This is a genomic window from Limnobacter thiooxidans (genome assembly GCF_036323495.1).
GTDB classification, from domain to species: Bacteria; Pseudomonadota; Gammaproteobacteria; order Burkholderiales; family Burkholderiaceae_B; genus Limnobacter; species Limnobacter thiooxidans.
In genome coordinates, this window is sequence record NZ_AP028947.1 from 2,117,562 (window position 1) to 2,134,927 (window position 17,366).

14 protein-coding genes and 3 tRNA genes are annotated in these 17,366 nt (G+C 52.3%); 11 read left to right on the forward strand and 6 right to left on the reverse strand.

Annotated features, from left to right (window positions below; genetic code table 11):
* The first annotated feature begins 144 nt into the window (after positions 1-144).
* The 9 genes from RGQ30_RS09650 (at position 145) to RGQ30_RS09690 (ending at position 7,109) form a co-directional block, all read left to right on the forward strand.
* Complete coding sequence (locus RGQ30_RS09650; protein WP_298215773.1) at positions 145-834, forward strand: response regulator transcription factor; 690 nt, start codon at positions 145-147, stop codon at positions 832-834.
* A gap of 99 nt (positions 835-933) precedes the next feature.
* Positions 934-1,638 carry a 7-cyano-7-deazaguanine synthase QueC gene (gene queC / locus RGQ30_RS09655; RefSeq protein WP_130556116.1) on the forward strand — a complete coding sequence of 235 codons (705 nt, stop codon included), beginning with the start codon at positions 934-936 and terminating at the stop codon, positions 1,636-1,638.
* A gap of 164 nt (positions 1,639-1,802) precedes the next feature.
* Positions 1,803-1,878: transfer RNA gene (locus RGQ30_RS09660), tRNA-Gly, on the forward strand.
* A gap of 66 nt (positions 1,879-1,944) precedes the next feature.
* Positions 1,945-2,018 (forward strand) — tRNA-Cys (locus RGQ30_RS09665).
* Positions 2,019-2,034: 16 nt separating this feature from the next.
* Positions 2,035-2,127, forward strand: a tRNA-Leu gene (locus RGQ30_RS09670).
* Between the two features lie 72 nt (positions 2,128-2,199).
* Positions 2,200-4,287, forward strand: coding sequence for a methionine--tRNA ligase (metG, locus tag RGQ30_RS09675; protein ID WP_130556115.1), 2,088 nt, complete (start codon positions 2,200-2,202; stop codon positions 4,285-4,287).
* 8 nt (positions 4,288-4,295) lie between these two features.
* Complete coding sequence (locus RGQ30_RS09680) at positions 4,296-6,002, forward strand: SulP family inorganic anion transporter (protein WP_130556114.1); 1,707 nt, start codon at positions 4,296-4,298, stop codon at positions 6,000-6,002.
* A 45-nt stretch (positions 6,003-6,047) separates the two neighbouring features.
* Positions 6,048-6,230, forward strand: a complete 183-nt coding sequence (locus RGQ30_RS09685; RefSeq protein ID WP_130556113.1) for a DUF3460 family protein — start codon at positions 6,048-6,050, stop codon at positions 6,228-6,230.
* Positions 6,231-6,242: 12 nt separating this feature from the next.
* Complete coding sequence (locus RGQ30_RS09690) at positions 6,243-7,109, forward strand: segregation/condensation protein A (RefSeq protein ID WP_130556112.1); 867 nt, start codon at positions 6,243-6,245, stop codon at positions 7,107-7,109.
* Between the two features lie 708 nt (positions 7,110-7,817).
* Here the strand turns inward: RGQ30_RS09690 and dnaJ are convergent.
* From dnaJ to hrcA, 5 genes are all read right to left on the reverse strand, one after another.
* Positions 7,818-8,948 (reverse strand): molecular chaperone DnaJ, encoded by a 1,131-nt coding sequence (gene dnaJ / locus RGQ30_RS09695; RefSeq protein ID WP_130556111.1) that lies wholly within the window; start codon positions 8,946-8,948, stop codon positions 7,818-7,820.
* Between the two features lie 147 nt (positions 8,949-9,095).
* On the reverse strand, positions 9,096-11,051 hold the full coding sequence (gene dnaK, locus RGQ30_RS09700; RefSeq protein ID WP_130556110.1) for a molecular chaperone DnaK: 1,956 nt from the start codon (positions 11,049-11,051) through the stop codon (positions 9,096-9,098).
* Positions 11,052-11,152: 101 nt separating this feature from the next.
* Positions 11,153-11,755: a nucleotide exchange factor GrpE gene (gene grpE, locus RGQ30_RS09705; RefSeq protein WP_130556109.1), complete on the reverse strand. Its 603-nt coding sequence runs from the start codon at positions 11,753-11,755 to the stop codon at positions 11,153-11,155.
* Positions 11,756-11,902: 147 nt separating this feature from the next.
* Positions 11,903-13,009, reverse strand: coding sequence for a ferrochelatase (hemH, locus tag RGQ30_RS09710; RefSeq protein WP_130556108.1), 1,107 nt, complete (start codon positions 13,007-13,009; stop codon positions 11,903-11,905).
* Positions 13,010-13,074: 65 nt separating this feature from the next.
* The gene (hrcA, locus tag RGQ30_RS09715) at positions 13,075-14,091 is read right to left on the reverse strand and encodes a heat-inducible transcriptional repressor HrcA (RefSeq protein ID WP_338284884.1); all 1,017 of its coding nucleotides are present in this window, start codon (positions 14,089-14,091) and stop codon (positions 13,075-13,077) included.
* Between the two features lie 78 nt (positions 14,092-14,169).
* On the opposite strand from hrcA, the gene RGQ30_RS09720 reads away from it, so the two are divergent.
* Both RGQ30_RS09720 and recN read left to right on the forward strand, forming a co-directional pair.
* Entirely contained in the window at positions 14,170-15,123 is a 954-nt protein-coding gene (locus RGQ30_RS09720; protein ID WP_130556106.1) for an NAD(+)/NADH kinase, read from the forward strand.
* Positions 15,113-16,768, forward strand: coding sequence for a DNA repair protein RecN (gene recN / locus RGQ30_RS09725; protein ID WP_130556105.1), 1,656 nt, complete (start codon positions 15,113-15,115; stop codon positions 16,766-16,768). The genes RGQ30_RS09720 and recN overlap by 11 nt, the downstream gene beginning before the upstream one ends.
* 21 nt (positions 16,769-16,789) lie before the next feature.
* On the opposite strand, the gene fur is transcribed toward recN, so the two are convergent.
* Positions 16,790-17,218: a ferric iron uptake transcriptional regulator gene (gene fur / locus RGQ30_RS09730; RefSeq protein WP_130556104.1), complete on the reverse strand. Its 429-nt coding sequence runs from the start codon at positions 17,216-17,218 to the stop codon at positions 16,790-16,792.
* Between the last annotated feature and the right edge of the window lie 148 nt (positions 17,219-17,366).

Below are 17,366 nucleotides of genomic sequence, written 5' to 3' on the forward strand. Positions count from 1 at the left end.
TCGAATTTACTGACTAAAGCTTGAATCCAATTTTGTGGCACGACAGTACAAAACGGATAAGCTGAAATGCAAACTATCTTGAAAAGCGGGGCGTAAATGACCTTTATACCGAGCTGGCCCAGCCAGCCACACACGGGTGGGATTATGAAAAATGACAAGGGTTTGACCGGAAGACCACAACCCCAGCGCAATCAGCCCCCCAATACACCAGCCAACGCGGGCAGAACTGTCAGCCTACAGCCCATGTTTGTCACTAACCGGACAACCATTGAGGAAATCGACAACCACCTGTCAAGTGCTGAAACGCGAATCGTCGTCATCACGATCGAGAAAACCAATCGACACGGTGAGGCAGTTGTTCAACACATTGGTTCTTGCTACAGCGATGTCAGGATTGTCCTGGTGTGCGAAGGCACCGCGCAGGATATCCTGGCATTGGCTTTCAAGCCCGGAGTCTGGGCCTGTGTAAGCCGCCAATCATCCGTTGAGACACTGCGTGAAGCCATCGACACCGTGGCCACAGGTATACGTTATGTGGCCCCCGAACTGGTAGCCACCCGCGCGGTGAACAGTGGGTCACCGACCGAGCGCGTTGAATCAGTCAACCAGATGCACACCTTGAATGAACAAGAGGAAGGCACACAGCTGACCCGCCGTGAACGTCAGGTGTTGACATTGATCGCCCAAGGGCGGCCACGCCGTGAAATTGCGGAACTGCTCAAGGTATCGCCACGCACGATTGACGCCTATCGCGCCCGGCTGCTTCAAAAACTGAACCTGGACTCCAGCGTTCAATTGGTCAAATATGCCATCTCAACAGGCATGGCCAGCTGATCTGCTGTAAAGAACCAATATAACCCTCGCACCACCTGCGGGGGTTTTTTGTTTGTGCAGCTAAAATAGCGGTTTAAAGCACAATTACTTTTAATCACCATGAACAAAAAAGCACTGGTGCTGTTTTCCGGCGGGCAAGACAGCACTGTTTGCCTCGCTTGGGCGCTGTCAAAATTTGATCAGGTTGAAACCATCGGCTTTGACTATGGGCAGCGACACCGTATTGAACTGGCATGCCGACTCACGGTACTAGACCGAATTCGTGAAAAGTTTCCAGAGTGGGCTGAGAAACTTGGTGAAGACCGTGTCATTGATCTGAGTTGGCTGGGGCAGATTTCCGATTGTGCTCTGACCGAAGAACGAGAAATCGAACTCAGCGAAAATGGCTTGCCCAACACATTTGTTCCTGGCCGTAACCTCGTCTTCTTTCTGATTTCGTCGGCTGTCGCCTATCGACGCGGATTATCAACCTTGGTAGGCGGCATGTGCCAAACCGATTTTTCAGGTTATCCGGACTGCCGCGAAGACACATTAAAAGCCTTACAGGTGGCCACCAACCTGGGAATGGCCAGCAGCTTCCGATTCGAAACACCCTTGATGTGGATCGACAAGACCGAAACATTTCAGCTGGGCGAACAACTCGGGGGAGAAAAATTGCTCGAAATCATCGTACGAGACACCCACACCTGTTACACAGGTGACAGAACCCATGAGCATGATTGGGGCTTTGGCTGCGGGGAATGTCCAGCCTGCGATTTGCGAAAGCGAGGCTGGAATAATTACATTTCACAACAGAATCAATAGCTTGAAACAGGAAAACCTGAAAGGTCCGAAAGCCCCGACAGGCTTGGGTTTGCACACTTTTTAGGCAAGCCATAAATAAATGAAATTATTTTGCAAAAACGTTTGACACAAAAAATTTTCTTGCTATAATTTCGTTCTCTCAACGACACACACGTTGTTGAAACGCGGGAATAGCTCAGTTGGTAGAGCGATACCTTGCCAAGGTATAGGTCGCGAGTTCGAGTCTCGTTTCCCGCTCCAAATTCCTAAGGGGAAGTGTTACACTTCCCCTTTTCTTTGCCCGCCACTTTTTGGCGGAACACCCTTGGCGGGGTGGCAGAGTGGTCATGCAGCGGACTGCAACTCCGTGTACGCCGGTTCGATTCCGACCCCCGCCTCCAAGTTTTTTATCCATCGGCCCGGGTGGTGAAATTGGTAGACACAACGGACTTAAAATCCGTCGCTTACCGTAAAAGGGGCGTACCGGTTCGATTCCGGTCCCGGGCACCAAAACAGCGCTTCAACACCGCCAATCGCGTACAATAACGCATTGCGTCCAGAACAACCTCAAAGAACAACACCGTGACACGCCGAATCCTTGTTACCTCCGCATTGCCGTATGCAAACGGCGCCATCCACTTGGGCCACTTGGTCGAGTACATTCAAACCGACATCTGGGTTCGCTTCCAGAAAATGCAAAACCATGAGGTGTATTACGTGTGTGCAGACGACACGCACGGCACCCCCGTCATGTTGCGTGCCCAGTCGGAAGGAATCAGTCCGGAAGAACTGATTGCCAGAGTCAGCACTGAACACCAGCGCGACTTTGCCAGCTTCCATGTGGGCTTCGACAATTACTACTCAACCAACGCACCCGAAAACAAGGCCCATTGCGAAACCATCTACACACGGCTTCGTGACGCAGGCCTGATTCAAACCCGTTCGGTTGAACAATTTTATGACCCGGTCAAGGAAATGTTTCTGCCTGACCGCTTCATCAAAGGCGAATGCCCGAAATGTGGCGCGAAAGATCAATATGGCGATTCCTGCGAAGTATGTGGTGCCACCTACCAACCCACTGAATTGAAAAACGCGTATTCCACCGTATCCGGTGCTGCGCCAATTCGCAAAAGTTCTGACCACTATTTTTTCAAGTTATCAGACCCTCGTTGTGAAAACTTTTTGCGCCAGTGGACACAAAGCCCTGGCCGCCTGCAAGTCGAGGCCAGCCGGAAAATGCAGGAATGGCTGGGCGAGGAAGGCAGTGGCAAACTCGCCGATTGGGACATTTCACGGGATGCACCCTACTTCGGGTTCGAAATTCCCGATGCACCCGGTAAATACTTCTATGTGTGGCTTGATGCGCCCGTAGGATACTTCGCAAGTTTTCAAAACCTGTGCGAACGCATTGGTGTCGATTACCAGGAATTCCTGAAAGCCGACACCAACACCGAGATGATCCACTTCATCGGCAAAGACATTCTTTATTTCCATGCTCTGTTCTGGCCAGCTATGCTGGAGTTTGCCGGCCTGCGTACCCCGACCAAGGTGAATGCACATGGTTTTCTGACAGTTGACGGCGCGAAAATGAGCAAAAGCCGTGGCACTTTCATTACCGCGGAAAGTTACATCAAGCAGGGCCTGAATCCGGAATGGCTGCGCTACTACTTTGCCGCCAAGCTGAATTCCACAATGGAAGACCTTGACCTGAGCTTTTCAGATTTTACAGCCCGTGTAAACAGCGACCTGGTCGGCAAGTACATCAACATCGCAAGCCGCAGCGCCGGTTTTCTGGTGAAGAACTTTGAAGGTCGGGTGCTGGATTCAGCCATGACTCATCCATTGCTGCTTGAGCTGCGTGCGCAGGCTGCAGCAATTTCCGAATTCTACAACGAACGCGAATACGGCAAGGCAATTCGCGAGGTGATGGCCTGCGCCGACAAGGTCAACGCCTATGTGGACCAGGAAAAGCCTTGGGAACTGGCGAAGAACGCAGACAAACAGGCCGAACTGCAAACAGCCTGTTCCATTTGTCTGGAAGCGTTTCGTCTGTTTACCCTGTACTTAAAGCCCGTGCTGCCTGTACTTGCAGGCAATGCCGAAATCATACTTGGCATTAGCCCGATGACTTGGGCTGATGTTGATACGCCACTGCGCAACGACACACCCGTACAGGCATTCAAACACCTGATGCAACGTGTGGATCAAAAACAGATCGACGCGCTGGTAGAAGCCAACAAGCAATCGCTGACACCTGCCGCACCCGCTACAGTGAAAACCGAGATCAAGAAATCCGCCAAAGAAAAGGACACGGCGCCTGCAAGCGCCGTGTCAGGTGAACATATCAGCATTGATGACTTCGCCAAAATAGATCTGCGCATCGGGCTGGTGAAAGAATGCAAGGCGGTTGAAGGCTCAACGAAACTGCTTCAATTGACAGTGGATCTGGGCGAGGAAAAACCCCGGAACATTTTCTCCGGTATTGCTGCGCACTACCAACCAGAAAGCCTGCAAGGTCAATTCGTGGTGGTAGTGGCCAATCTGGCCCCCAGAAAAATGAAGTTTGGCATGTCAGAAGGCATGGTGTTGTGCGCAGCGTCTGACAACGACAGTGCATTGAGCACCCTGACGGCCTTGGGTCAACTTACCCCGGGAATGAAAATCAGCTAAAGGAACCAATGGCCACACCCCAGTTTCTGAAAACGCTCAAGCCCTTCAAGCCACGCATAACCAGCAGCTTGCAGGGATACAACTCACAGCGTTTCATGAAAGATCTGGGTGCGGGCATTACCGTTGGCGTGGTGGCTTTGCCACTTGCCATGGCATTTGCCATCGCCAGCGGGCTGGAGCCCCAGACAGGCCTGTTCACAGCCATCGTGGCTGGTTTTATTATTTCCGCCTTTGGCGGATCCAGTGTTCAGATCGGCGGACCCGCTGGCGCATTCATTGTGGTAGTGCTGGGCATTGTCAACCAGTACGGCGTTGCCAATCTAATCGCCTGCACACTGATGGCCGGGATGCTTCTTTTTCTGATGGGACTTACGGGGCTCGGAAGCTTGATCCGTTTGATTCCGGTCAGTATTGTGATCGGCTTCACCAACGGGATTGCAGTGCTGATTGCCTTGTCTCAAATCAAAGACTTTTTTGGGCTGAATGTCGAATTAAGTCAGGGCAATTTTTTCGAAAGAAATTGGGCCTTGTTACAAGCCATACCTAGCCTAAGCTGGTCAGCATTTATTCTGGCCAGTATCAGCCTCGCCTTCCTTTTTCTATGGCCAAAATTTTTCTCCCTTCTTGGCAAGAACAGTACCGCAGGCAAATTTCCCAAAATGCTTCAAAGTGTCCCTGGCTCCGTGATCTTGTTGGTACTTGGCACAGTGGTTTCTTTCGGAATAGGTCTTGATGTAGAAACAATCGGAAGCAAGTTTGGTGAAATTCCCCGGAGTCTTCCGACGCTTGCCTGGCCCTCCATTCAATTGGCCAGTATCCAAACACTGATAGGCCCCACTTTGACTATCGCCTTTCTGTGCGCAGTTGAATCTCTGTTGTGTGCCCGTGTTGCCGATGGGATCACCCACGAGAAACATGATCCCAATCAGGAACTGATGGCCCAAGGCCTGGCCAATATGGCCTCTCCCCTGTTCGGCGGCATGCCTGCCACAGGTACGATTGCACGCACGGTAACCAACATTCGCTCTGGAGGCAATTCGCCGGTTGCAGGCATTGTTCATTCACTCACATTGCTGCTCATCATGCTGGTGGCAGCGCCCTTGGCATTTCATATTCCTCTGGCAGTGTTGTCCGCGGTATTGATGTTTGTCGCGTACAACATGGGTGAATGGCGCGAGTTTCCAAAACTCAAGCAATACAGTGGCGTGTATCGCGTCATCATGCTTGCCACCTTTTTGCTCACAGTGGTTGTCGACCTGACAGTGGCCGTGCAAGTTGGCATGGTGCTGGCCGCTGTTTTCTTTATTTATCGCGTGTCTACACTGACGGAATTCATTCCAATTTACTTGAAGGACGAAGACCGCGACCATGGCATTGTGGCCTACAAAATTTATGGCTCACTGTTTTTCGCAGTGGTGGGGAAGATTGAAAACCTGATCCTGAATACTGAAAAGTCAACCAAGGTGCTGATTCTTGACCTGCACCAGACCATTTCAATTGATACCACCGCGCTGGAATGTCTCGAAGAATTGAATGCGGACCTTCAACGGGCTGGCCACACTGTATTGTTCTGCGGTCTGAACCACCAGGCCCTTTCACTATTCAAACGCAGTGGATTTCTGGCACAACTGCTTCCAGGACAAATTCAGGACGACTTTTCATCGGCAATGTCTCACGCACACGAGATTTGTGTCGAGCATCAAGCTGGGGCCTGATAAAATAGGAAAATTCCTTTTAAACCATTTATTTGGCAAATCACCATGCAATATGAATCTGAAGCCACACAGTTCCTGACACAACTCAAAACCGAACGCCCTCACCTCGAAAACGAGCAGAAAAAGGGCCGCTCGCTACTGTGGGACAAGCAACTGGATCGCAAACTGCAGGAAGACTTCAAACAAGCCAAAGTGGCGCAGAAGCCCTACGTTTACCAAAACAAGTAAGCCGTCCAACACGTGAGCAACGGATTGGACGACATCGGCGTGCTGACGCCCAAGGACAGCACTCCAAACACAGTCGACGGTGTTGCCTTGGCACGCCTGTACGGCTCACCGCTGTTCAACGTACCCAAAGATCTCTACATTCCACCAGATGCGCTGGAAGTATTTCTGGAGGCTTTTGAAGGGCCACTGGACTTGCTGCTTTACCTGATCCGAAAGCAGAATTTCAATATTCTCGACATTCCCATGGCGGAATTGACTCGCCAATACCTGACTTACATTGAGGAAATTCGAACGCGAAATCTGGAACTGGCTGCCGAGTATCTGCTGATGGCTGCCATGTTGATCGAAATCAAATCCCGCATGTTGCTGCCCGTCATTCCAAAAGATGGAGAAAACGAAGCGGAAGATCCTCGCGCTGAGCTGGCACGCCGTCTGATTGAATATGAACAGATGAAGCTAGCCGCCCAAGAGCTGGACAAGGTGCCGCTGGTGGGCCGAGACTTCTGGATCGCTCACGCATTTCACGACCCAAACACGGTTGAACGTTTTCCGGATGTGAATCCGGATGAACTGCGCGACGCGTGGCAAGCTATTTTGCGACGGGCCTCGCTGGTCAAGGCCCACACCATTTCGCGGGAAGAACTTTCAGTCCGCGAACACATGACCATGATACTTCGCAGGCTTCAAACCCAGAAATTTGTCGAATTTTTTGACATGTTTGATGTGGCACGCGGCGTACCTGTGGTGGTGGTCAACTTCATTGCCATGCTTGAGTTGACCCGGGAAGGGCTGGTGAAAGTCACCCAAGCCGAACCATTCGCACCAATTTACGTACGCTTGGGCTACGAAGCGACCGAGAGCACTACCTCTGTAGCCTGAAAAAGGCGCATGCCTTCTTGGTTTGCGCAGGCGCATGCCATTTCTTTGTTTACAAGGCGCATGAATCGTTCTTCGTTTGCAAGGCACATACCCTCTTCCGCCGAAAGCCTGTATTCCCCTTTTTGATTTCACACTGACTCACCCTGGTTCGGCAAAACACATGGCCGAACCAGGGTGTCGGCTTATCGCCGAACGTTGCGTGTGAATTTCAAAACGGGCAGGCTTTCTTGAATGGCGGTGCGAGGGCAATGTTGCCTTTGCAAACTTGAACGGGCTACACCTGTAATTCATACGACCTGCGACCTGCAGCGTTCATCGAAGCATAGGCCCAGTACTGGCTCAACTTCGAAGCCTGAGAGGTGTTTGTTGTTACCGGCCCTTTCTCCGAAGCGAGTTCGCAGCCTGCGAGGTGTTCGTTTGCTGCATCATCTTGCCGATTCAGGGCAAGGCTTCCCGGCTGATTCGCAGCGCAGGGCGATTCTGTCAGGAATCGATGCGAAGACGCTTAAGCGTTTCGCATTCCCCAAGCTAGAATCAAGAAGTCGGGAAATCAGCCTTGACCAAGGCGAGATGAGTAACAACGAATACCGAACAAGGCCTGCGTAACGCAAGACGAAATGAGTAACAACGAACACCGAAAATAGCTTGCGAAAAAAAACCGCCAGTCGCGACCAGCGGTTTTCCAGACAACGAAAGCCCCAGCAGGTGTCAGCCGAAGAAGTCTTTGACCTTGTCCATCCAGCCTTTCGCTCGCGGCGAATGCTTGTCACCGTCCGCCGTACAGGACTGCTCAAACTCCTTCAGCAACTCTTTCTGACGTTCAGACAACCGAACCGGTGTTTCCACCACGATGTGGCAAAACAGGTCACCGGGATAGGAAGATCGAACCCCCTTGATACCCTTGCCACGCAAACGGAATGTTTTACCGGTCTGCGTACCCTCTGGAATGTCGAATGAAGCCTTGCCGCCCAAGGTCGGTACTTCAATGGCACCGCCCAAGGCTGCAGCCGCGAAGGACACAGGCATTTCGCAATGCAGGTCATCGCCGTCGCGCTGGAATACAGCATGTTCTTTCAGGTGCACTTCAACATACAAATCACCCGCAGGGCCACCATTCACTCCAGGTTCACCCTTGCCGCTCAAGCGAATGCGCATGCCATCGTCAATACCGGCAGGTACTTTCACTTCAAGGGTTTTGTTGGTTTTCTTGCGGCCCAGGCCTTCACAGTCATGGCATGGGTGTGGAATCATTTTGCCTGTGCCATGGCACTTCGGGCAGGTTTGCTGCACACTAAAGAAGCCTTGCGTCATGCGCACTGCACCAGACCCACCACAAGTGGAACAGGTTTCAGGCTTGGTGCCGGGTTTGGCACCACTACCGGAACAAGTCCCACAGTTGTCCCACACTGGAACCCGGATCTGGGTATCAAACCCTTTCGCAGCCTGCTCCAGGGTAATTTCCATGTTGTACTTCAGGTCAGAACCACGGTACATGGCCGACTGGCGTGAACCGCCGCCACCGCCAGCGCGCCCGCCAAAAATGTCCCCGAAGATATCGCCAAACGCATCAGAGAAGTCCGAGAAACCGCCTGCGCCACCGCCACCCATATTGGGATCCACACCCGCGTGACCATGTCTGTCGTAAGCCGCGCGCTTTTTGGCGTCGCTCAACATTTCATAAGCTTCTTTGGCTTCCTTGAACTTGGCCTCGGCATCTGCACTGTCCGGGTTGCGGTCAGGGTGATACTTCATGGCCATTTTTCGATAGGCCTTTTTCAGCTCATCGTCTGTGGCATTTTTTTGTACACCCAAAATGTCGTAGAAGTCCCGTTTTGCCATGTCAGTCTCATTTCATGCAGCTTGCGCAGTTTGCGAAACACCGCTTTTATTCGTACAAAAAGGGCTTCACTGAGAAACCGCAAGAATGCAGCCAACCAGTGTGCCCTTGGTTTCAGGCGGCGCCTTTAATGAGCGCCGCTGCCCACTTTACTTGTCTTTGACTTCCTTGAAATCAGCATCAACGACATCGTCTGCATCGTCTTTCTTGGAAGAAGACTGTGGCTGCTCGGCACCACCTGGGTTTGCACCCGCAGCAGCACCTTCCGCAGCTTGCTGGGCCTGCATGTCAGCATACATTTTCTCGCCCAACTTCTGGGCAGACTCCGCCAACTCCTTGGTGCGGGCATCAATGGCTTCCTTGTCCTCGCCTTTGGCTGCTTCTTCCAAAGCCTTGCATGCGGCTTCAATTTTTTCCTTTTCACCGGCTTCCAGCTTGTCGCCGTATTCGCCAAGCGATTTGCGGGTGCTGTGCACCAGCGCATCGGCCTGGTTTTTGGCTTCGGCCAGTTCACGGCGCTTGGCATCATCGGCCGCGTTGGCTTCGGCGTCTTTCACCATTTTCTGGATTTCGTCCTCAGACAAACCAGAGTTGGCCTTGATAACGATCTTGTTCTCTTTGCCTGTGCCCTTGTCTTTCGCAGACACGTGCAAGATACCGTTCGCGTCAATGTCGAAGGTCACTTCAATCTGCGGTACGCCACGTGGTGCAGGCGGAATGCCTTCCAGGTTGAATTCGCCCAAACTCTTGTTGTCGTTGGCCATTTGACGTTCGCCCTGGAACACCTTGATGGTCACGGCAGGCTGGTTGTCATCGGCAGTCGAAAACACCTGACTGAACTTGGTTGGAATGGTGGTGTTCTTCTCGATCATCTTGGTCATCACACCGCCCATGGTTTCAATACCTAGGGACAACGGTGATACGTCGAGCAACAACACGTCCTTGCGGTCACCACTCAATACGGAGCCCTGAATAGCCGCACCTGCAGCCACGGCTTCATCGGGGTTCACGTCTTTGCGGGGCTCTTTGCCGAAGAAGTTCTTGACTGCTTCCTGAACCTTGGGCATGCGGGTCATACCGCCTACCAAAATAATGTCATCGATTTGCGATGCGGACAAACCGGCATCTTTCAACGCCATTTTCATGGGTTCAACGGTACGGCTGATCAGGTCTTCCACCAGGGCTTCCAGCTTGGAACGGCTGAGCTTGGTGGTCAAGTGCATTGGCGCGCCGTTGGCCATCGCAATGTAGGGCTCGTTGATCTCGGTTTGCTGTGAAGACGACAATTCGATCTTCGCACGCTCGGCTGCAGCCTTGATGCGCTGCAAAGCGATCGGGTCTTTAGACAAATCAACGCCATTGTTCTTTTTGAACTCGTCGATGATGTGGTCGATGATGCGCTGGTCGAAGTCTTCACCGCCAAGGAATGTGTCGCCGTTGGTGGACAGCACTTCAAACTGCTTCTCGCCGTCAATGTCAGCAATTTCAATAATGGACACGTCGAATGTACCGCCGCCCAGGTCATACACCGCAATTTTGCGATCGCCTTTTTCAGCTTTGTCCATGCCGAAGGCCAATGCAGCAGCAGTGGGTTCGTTAATGATGCGCTTGACATCCAGACCTGCAATGCGGCCCGCATCCTTGGTGGCTTGGCGTTGGCTGTCGTTAAAGTAAGCAGGCACGGTAATCACAGCCTCTGTCACTTCTTCGCCGAGGTAGTCTTCCGCAGTTTTTTTCATTTTGCGCAACACTTCGGCTGACACCTGCGGGGGAGCCAGTTTCTGATCACGTACGCTGACCCATGCATCGCCGTTGTCGGCTTTCATGATGGAGAAAGGCATCATGTCAATGTCTTTCTGAACCTCAGCATCGCCAAACTTGCGGCCAATCAGGCGCTTGACTGCGTACAGCGTGTTCTTCGGATTAGTCACAGCCTGGCGCTTGGCGGGCGCACCCACCAGAATTTCGCCATCTTCCATGTAAGCAATAATGGAAGGGGTTGTACGCGCACCTTCCGAGTTCTCGATGACTTTGTAGCCACCGCCTTCAAATACGGCCACGCAAGAGTTGGTTGTACCCAAGTCAATGCCAATAATCTTTCCCATGAATTTCTCCGTAATTTCTGAATTCAAATGTATGTTGTTAGACCGGATATGGGGCTAAACCCCTCCAGTTCAAGGGGTTATTCAACCCCAGGTTTCATTTTTTATTGGGCTACAGACACCAAGGCCGGGCGCAACACCCTGTCATTGATCAAGTAACCCTTTTGCAGCACCGACACCACGTGGTTTGGCGCTACAGCAGGCTCGACCGAACTGCCGGGCACCATGGCCACTGCCTGGTGCTGGTTCGGGTTGAATTTTTCGCCAACCGGGTTCAATACCACCACTTTTCCGCGTTCAAATGCCGCTTCAAGCTGACGCAGGGTGGCGGACACACCATCTTTCAATGCTTCAGGGGTCTGATTTTCAACGGAGAGCGCCATTTCCAAGCTGTCGCGCACAGGTACCAGTGATTCAGCAAATGACTCAATGGCGTATTTGTGGGCCTTGGCCACGTCTTCCTGGGTGCGACGGCGAAGGTTTTCCATGTCAGCGGCCAGTCGCAAGTACACTTCCTTTGACTTCTCAACTTCAAGGTGGGCATTTTCCAGCGCTGCCCGCAATACGGAGACCTCGTCCTGAGGCGCTTCGGGCTGCTGCGCAGCCTGCTCAGGCTGATCCGGGGTCGGCGTACCTTGCTGCTGACCTTCTGGGGCCTGTGCAGACTGTTGCTCGTCTGTGTTCGGCTTTCCAGTGGGTTCTGACATGTCTTTTCCTCCAAGTGAATTCAATGGAAGCGATCAATTCACGCATCAATCGCTCCTGCTCTGGACGGCAATTGGGGGCTTGAACATGAATTTCAAGCCCCCAATTCGATTGATTTGCTCTTATTTGCCGAAAAATACCCTGAATCGCTATTGCGCACCCATCTCTAGGGCCAGTTTTCGGCTTTCCGCCAATTCAAGTGCCATGGACTCTTCGTAACCCATATCAACCGGCCAGCCCTGCATGTGCTGGGCTGTAATTTCCGACAACATGGCAGCAGACAATTCGCTGTCGTTCAGGCAGGCAATGTAATGGAACTCGCCACCACCTGCGTGCTGAAAGTCTTCTCGGCCTTCCTGGTTGATCTCCTCCAGGGTTTCAAGGCAATCTGCCATGAAACCGGGGCACATCACATCAATCCGCTTGGTACCCGCCTTGCCCAGGGCCTCCAGGGTTTTGTCTGTGTAGGGTTCAAGCCACTTGGCTTTGCCAAAACGGCTCTGGAATGTCACACGGTAATCGCCTTTTTGCAAACCCAATTCCTCGACTAGCAGACGCGCCGTTTTGTAGCATTCGCAATGGTAAGGGTCTCCTTTGAGCAAAGTCATCTCAGGCACGCCGTGGAAGCTGAACAACAGCACATCACCACCTTCAAAATTCGGCCTGCCGTTGATCTGCCAGTGCTTGCGGACACTTTCGGCCAAAGCGTGAATGTAGGCCGGGTGATCGTGATAGTGCTTGACCAGGCGCAACTCCGGAATATTACGCACGGGTTTGGCCCAGTCGAACACAGCGTCAAACACAGAGGCTGTTGTTGCAGCAGCATATTGAGGATAAAGCGGAAAAACCAGGACTCGGTCATAGCCGTCTTTGCGAAGCTGATCCATACGGCTGGCCACAGACGGGTTGCCATAGCGCATCGCCAGCTCAACCCGAACATCCCAGCGACGTGCCTTGAAGGCCTCACTCAATACCCGCACTTGCCGCTTGCCAATCGCCATCAGGGGCGAACCTTCATCAGTCCACACCGTGGCATATTTGGCAGCAGATTTTTTGGGGCGAATTTGCAGAATGATGCCGTTCAAAATGATCCACCAGATCAATTTTGGAATTTCAACCACCCGTGGGTCCGAAAGAAACTCTTTCAGGTAACGACGCAAGGAAGGTGTGTCTGCATTGTCCGGCGTACCCAGATTGACAAGCAGTACAGCTGTTTTTTGGGGGGTGCCGTGGCGAAAAGGGGCTTCGGTGCGCATGGATACTGCCTAGTGAACAACAAGTCTTGAAGTATACCGAAAGCGAACCGTGGTGAAACGGAACCCTAGTCCGGATCGGACAGCGCAGAAGAAACGAGTTTGGATGTGATATCCACAATAGGAATGAGTCGCTCATAGGCCATGCGTGTGGGGCCGATCACCCCCAAGGTGCCAACCACTTCGCCATTGACCTGGTACGGCGCGGAAATCACGCTCATTTCCTCCATGGGCACCAGGCTGGAATCGCCACCGATAAAAATCTGCACACCTTCGGCGCGGTTCGAACTCTCCAGCAGCCTCAACAAGGCGGTGCGCTGTTCGAACACCCCGAACATCTTTTTCAAACGGTCCATGTCGGTTGACAGATCCGACACGTCCAGCAACTTTCTTTCACCAGACAACAAGACGCCATCTGTGGCGCTTTCCTCGGATTCGGTACCCGCATTCACGGCAGCCTGCATGAGTTTGCTGATGTCCTGGCTGATCTGGTGCAGTTCTTCCGACAAACGTTGCTTGGCCTGCTGAAAAGTCAGACCTGCAAAATGCTGGTTGAAAAAATTGGCAGCCATGCTGAGCTCAGACTGGGTGTAAGGCTTTTCAACAATCAAGATCCGGTTTTGCACATCCCCATCAGGAGTCACAATGATCAGCAACACCTTTCTGTCCGAAAGACTTAAAAACTCCACGTGACGAAACAGGGCTGCCTTTTTGGGCGCAGTGATGACACCTGCGAACGACGACAGGCTGGACAGCAAATTCACGGCCTTGCTCAACACGCGGTTCGGGTCTTCGCGTTGAATACCACCGCTCAAGGCGGTTTGCACATCAATGGCCAGTGGTTTGACCGTCAACAGGGAATCAACGAACATCCGGTAACCCTGCGGTGTGGGCACGCGTCCAGCTGACGTGTGTGGCGACACCACCAAGCGCAATTCTTCAAGATCAGCCATCACATTGCGGATAGTGGCGGGACTCAGATCCAGCGTAGACCACTTGGACAAGGCCCGCGAACCCACCGGGCTTCCATCCGTGATGTACCTTTCAACCAATGTTTTCAATATGGAACGGGCGCGTTCGTCTATCATCAAGGTCACTTCAAATGCGTGTTGCGATACGATTGGGTTTAGGCCCCACTTTACGACAAAAACAGGAACTCAAGAATGCCAAAACAGAAAGGGATGTGCATTGCTGTATTTGCAAAGCATGGTGCCTCCCCAAAACAGGCCATTTGGCGAAGCGTCGTAGACCTGTTGGCCGCCAATTCATTCAAGGTTCTGGTCTGTGACAACATGCTGAGCAGCACCGCATCCAAAAAAATAAAACTGGATGACGACCATCCCAATTTTGAATTCGCCACCTTGGCAGAAATCAAGAAAAAGGCAAAAATTGCGGTAATTATCGGAGGCGACGGCACTTTTCTTGGTACCGCGCGAGAACTGGCGGACTCCAACATTCCTTTGATCGGCGTTAACCAGGGACGCCTTGGATTTTTGACTGATATTCGCCTTGACGACATCAACCCCACCTTGGTCGATACCATCAACGGCCAATCAGTTGCTGAATCGCGGTCTTACCTGCAAGGGCAAATATTAAGACAGGGCAAACTGGTCGAAAATCACATTGCACTGAACGACATCGTCATCAGCCGCGGCATTGTGGGTGGCATGGTCGAACTCCGCGTCGAAGTGGACGGCACATTCATGTACGACCTGCGGGCAGATGGCCTCATTGTATCCACACCAACCGGGTCGACCGCCTATGCCCTGTCAGCAGACGGTCCTATTCTGCACCCAAGCCTGGCGGGCTTGCTGATTGTGCCTGTGGCACCCCACGCTTTGACCAACCGCCCGATTGCCTTGCCACAACACAGCACAATCGATGTTTTTGTGACTGGGGGCAAGCAAACCGGCGTGCACTTTGATATGCAGTTCAACGGACGTGCCAAAGTGGGTGATCAAATTCGGATCAAGGTGTCACCACACCCTATCCAGCTTTTGCACCCGGCACGTTATGATTACTTCGCCATGCTGAGGCAAAAACTGCACTGGAGTGCAAGCCCAACAGAAACCCCCCACAAAACTCGAGGACTTAGAGACAGCAGCCATGCTAAGTAGTTTGACCATTCAGGATTTTGTAATTGTTGACAAATTGGACCTGCATTTTTCACCGGGCATGTCCGTGCTGTCGGGCGAAACAGGAACCGGCAAATCAATTTTGATTGATGCGCTGTCACTGTGCCTGGGTGCACGCGCCGATGCATCCCAAGTGCGTGAAGGCTGCGAGCGCGCCAACATCACCGCAGTGTTCGAGATCAATCCGACTGCCAAAGCCGTTCTTGAAGAACAATCCATCGCCTGCGAGGAAGGAGAACTGCACCTGCGCCGTGCAATCGACGCCAATGGCCGCTCCAAAGCCTATGTCAACGGCACTCCAGTTCCTGCCAGCACGTTGAAAGAACTTTCTGAAACCCTGATCGACATCCATGGCCAGCATGCGTTTCAAACCCTGACCAAGCCAGGTGAACAACTGAGGTTGCTCGATGATTTTGGGCAACACCACAGCCTGGTACAACACACCGCGAGCGCTTTCACAAAACTTCGAAGTGCGGAAAAAGCCTTGAAGCAAGCCCAAAGTAGCCAGGAAGAAAGGGGGGCACGGCTGGAAAACCTGCAATGGAAACTGGAGTCACTTAACAAAGTGGCGCCCAAGGCTGACGAATGGGAAATCCTGAGCAGTGACTTCGACCGCCTTAGCCACAGCGCCGAACTGATCGAAGGCACCCAACATGCCAGCGACTTGTTGTCGCAAGGTGAAAATGCCTTGCTGGATCAACTGACTCACGTCATAGAAAAACTAAGCCATCTTTCCTCACGCGACCCGGCACTTGAAGGCGTGGTCAAAACCCTGTCTGAAAGCGAAATCCTGATTCGGGAAGCCAGCTACGACCTGGGCAACTATGTAAAACACAGTGAACTGGACCCAGGAACACTTGAAGAGGTAGAGGCGCGCATGTCGCTGTGGCATGAAACTGCTCGCAAGCTGCGTATCCAGCCTGAAGACCTGCATCTTGAAATGGAAACTGTTCAGGCTGAAATCAAAGGTCTTGAGGATGGATTTGATATCGAGAAGCTTCAAAAAGAATTAAGCTCGGCAAAACACGCCTATGACACACAAGCCAGCGCACTTTCAGATGCCCGAAAAAAATCAGGCAAGCTGCTTTCTGAACGGGTTACGGAATCCATGCAAACCTTGAGCATGAAAGGCGGCCGTTTCCTCGTGGAACTGTCGCTTGGAGAGCCCAGCGCCAAAGGCAGTGACATCATTGAATTTCGGGCGGCAGGCCACCCCGGTGTAACGCCGCAAGCCATTCAGAAAGTGGCATCAGGCGGAGAACTGGCCCGGATCAGCCTGGCCATCACAGTGAATACCGTGGAAAGCACCCCGGTACCCACACTCATATTTGACGAAGTGGACAGCGGCATTGGCGGCGCAGTGGCCGAAACAGTGGGCAAATACCTTCGACTGCTGGCCAACAACAAGCAGGTTCTTTGCGTGACCCACCTGCCCCAGGTGGCAGCGCAGGGGCACAACCATTACCAGGTCAGCAAAGACATATCAGAAGGTAAAACACGCTCGAAGATCGTTCAACTTGAACCTGAAGTGCGCGTGGAAGAAATCGCCAGAATGCTGGGCGGCCAGGTCATTACGCAGGCCACACGGACGGCGGCTATGGAGATGCTGAACGCCACCGACCAGTAAAAAAACTTTGCTTTTGGCCAACTACTTGCGTCGGTTCTCGCAATCGGTCTTTGTGCAGGAACCGTAGAGGGAAAGGGCGTGGTCATGAAGCTCAAACCCACGGTCCTTGGCAATCATTTTCTGGCGCCGTTCAATTTCCTCGTCGAAAAACTCCACCACCTTGCCGCACTGCACACAAACCAGGTGGTCGTGATGCTCACCTTCATTCAGTTCAAAAACTGATTTGCCGGTTTCAAAATGCTGGCGGGCCAGTAAACCGGCCTGCTCAAACTGCGTTAATACGCGGTAAACCGTGGCCAAACCGATGTCCAGATCTTCCTGCAACAGCAACTTGTAAACGTCTTCAGCACTGAGGTGGCGATGATTTCCGCTTTGGAACAGTTCCAGGATTTTCATCCTGGGTAGAGTTGCCTTTAAACCAATGCTTTTAAGATCCGTTGCTGTAGTCATGAGTTTGGTACCATTCCGAGGCTTAATCGAGTTCAACTAGCTTATGATAACGCCTTTGAAGGACAAGTTAACGCACCGGATAAGGTACTCTGTTCCAACTTCACATGCGAATTCACAAAACAATGCGTATTTTACGACTGAATTTGAT

Bases quoted from the DNA above. Each gene is read 5' to 3' on its own strand.
- RGQ30_RS09680 (WP_130556114.1), top strand. From the start codon at position 4,296: ATGGCCACACCCCAGTTTCTGAAAACGCTCAAGCCCTTCAAGCCACGC.
- dnaK (WP_130556110.1), bottom strand. From the start codon at position 11,051: ATGGGAAAGATTATTGGCATTGACTTGGGTACAACCAACTCTTGCGTG.
- dnaJ (WP_130556111.1), bottom strand. From the start codon at position 8,948: ATGGCAAAACGGGACTTCTACGACATTTTGGGTGTACAAAAAAATGCC.
- recN (WP_130556105.1), top strand. From the start codon at position 15,113: ATGCTAAGTAGTTTGACCATTCAGGATTTTGTAATTGTTGACAAATTG.
- RGQ30_RS09685 (WP_130556113.1), top strand. From the start codon at position 6,048: ATGCAATATGAATCTGAAGCCACACAGTTCCTGACACAACTCAAAACC.
- RGQ30_RS09720 (WP_130556106.1), top strand. From the start codon at position 14,170: ATGCCAAAACAGAAAGGGATGTGCATTGCTGTATTTGCAAAGCATGGT.
- RGQ30_RS09650 (WP_298215773.1), top strand. From the start codon at position 145: ATGAAAAATGACAAGGGTTTGACCGGAAGACCACAACCCCAGCGCAAT.
- hemH (WP_130556108.1), bottom strand. From the start codon at position 13,009: ATGCGCACCGAAGCCCCTTTTCGCCACGGCACCCCCCAAAAAACAGCT.
- queC (WP_130556116.1), top strand. From the start codon at position 934: ATGAACAAAAAAGCACTGGTGCTGTTTTCCGGCGGGCAAGACAGCACT.
- fur (WP_130556104.1), bottom strand. From the start codon at position 17,218: ATGACTACAGCAACGGATCTTAAAAGCATTGGTTTAAAGGCAACTCTA.
- grpE (WP_130556109.1), bottom strand. From the start codon at position 11,755: ATGTCAGAACCCACTGGAAAGCCGAACACAGACGAGCAACAGTCTGCA.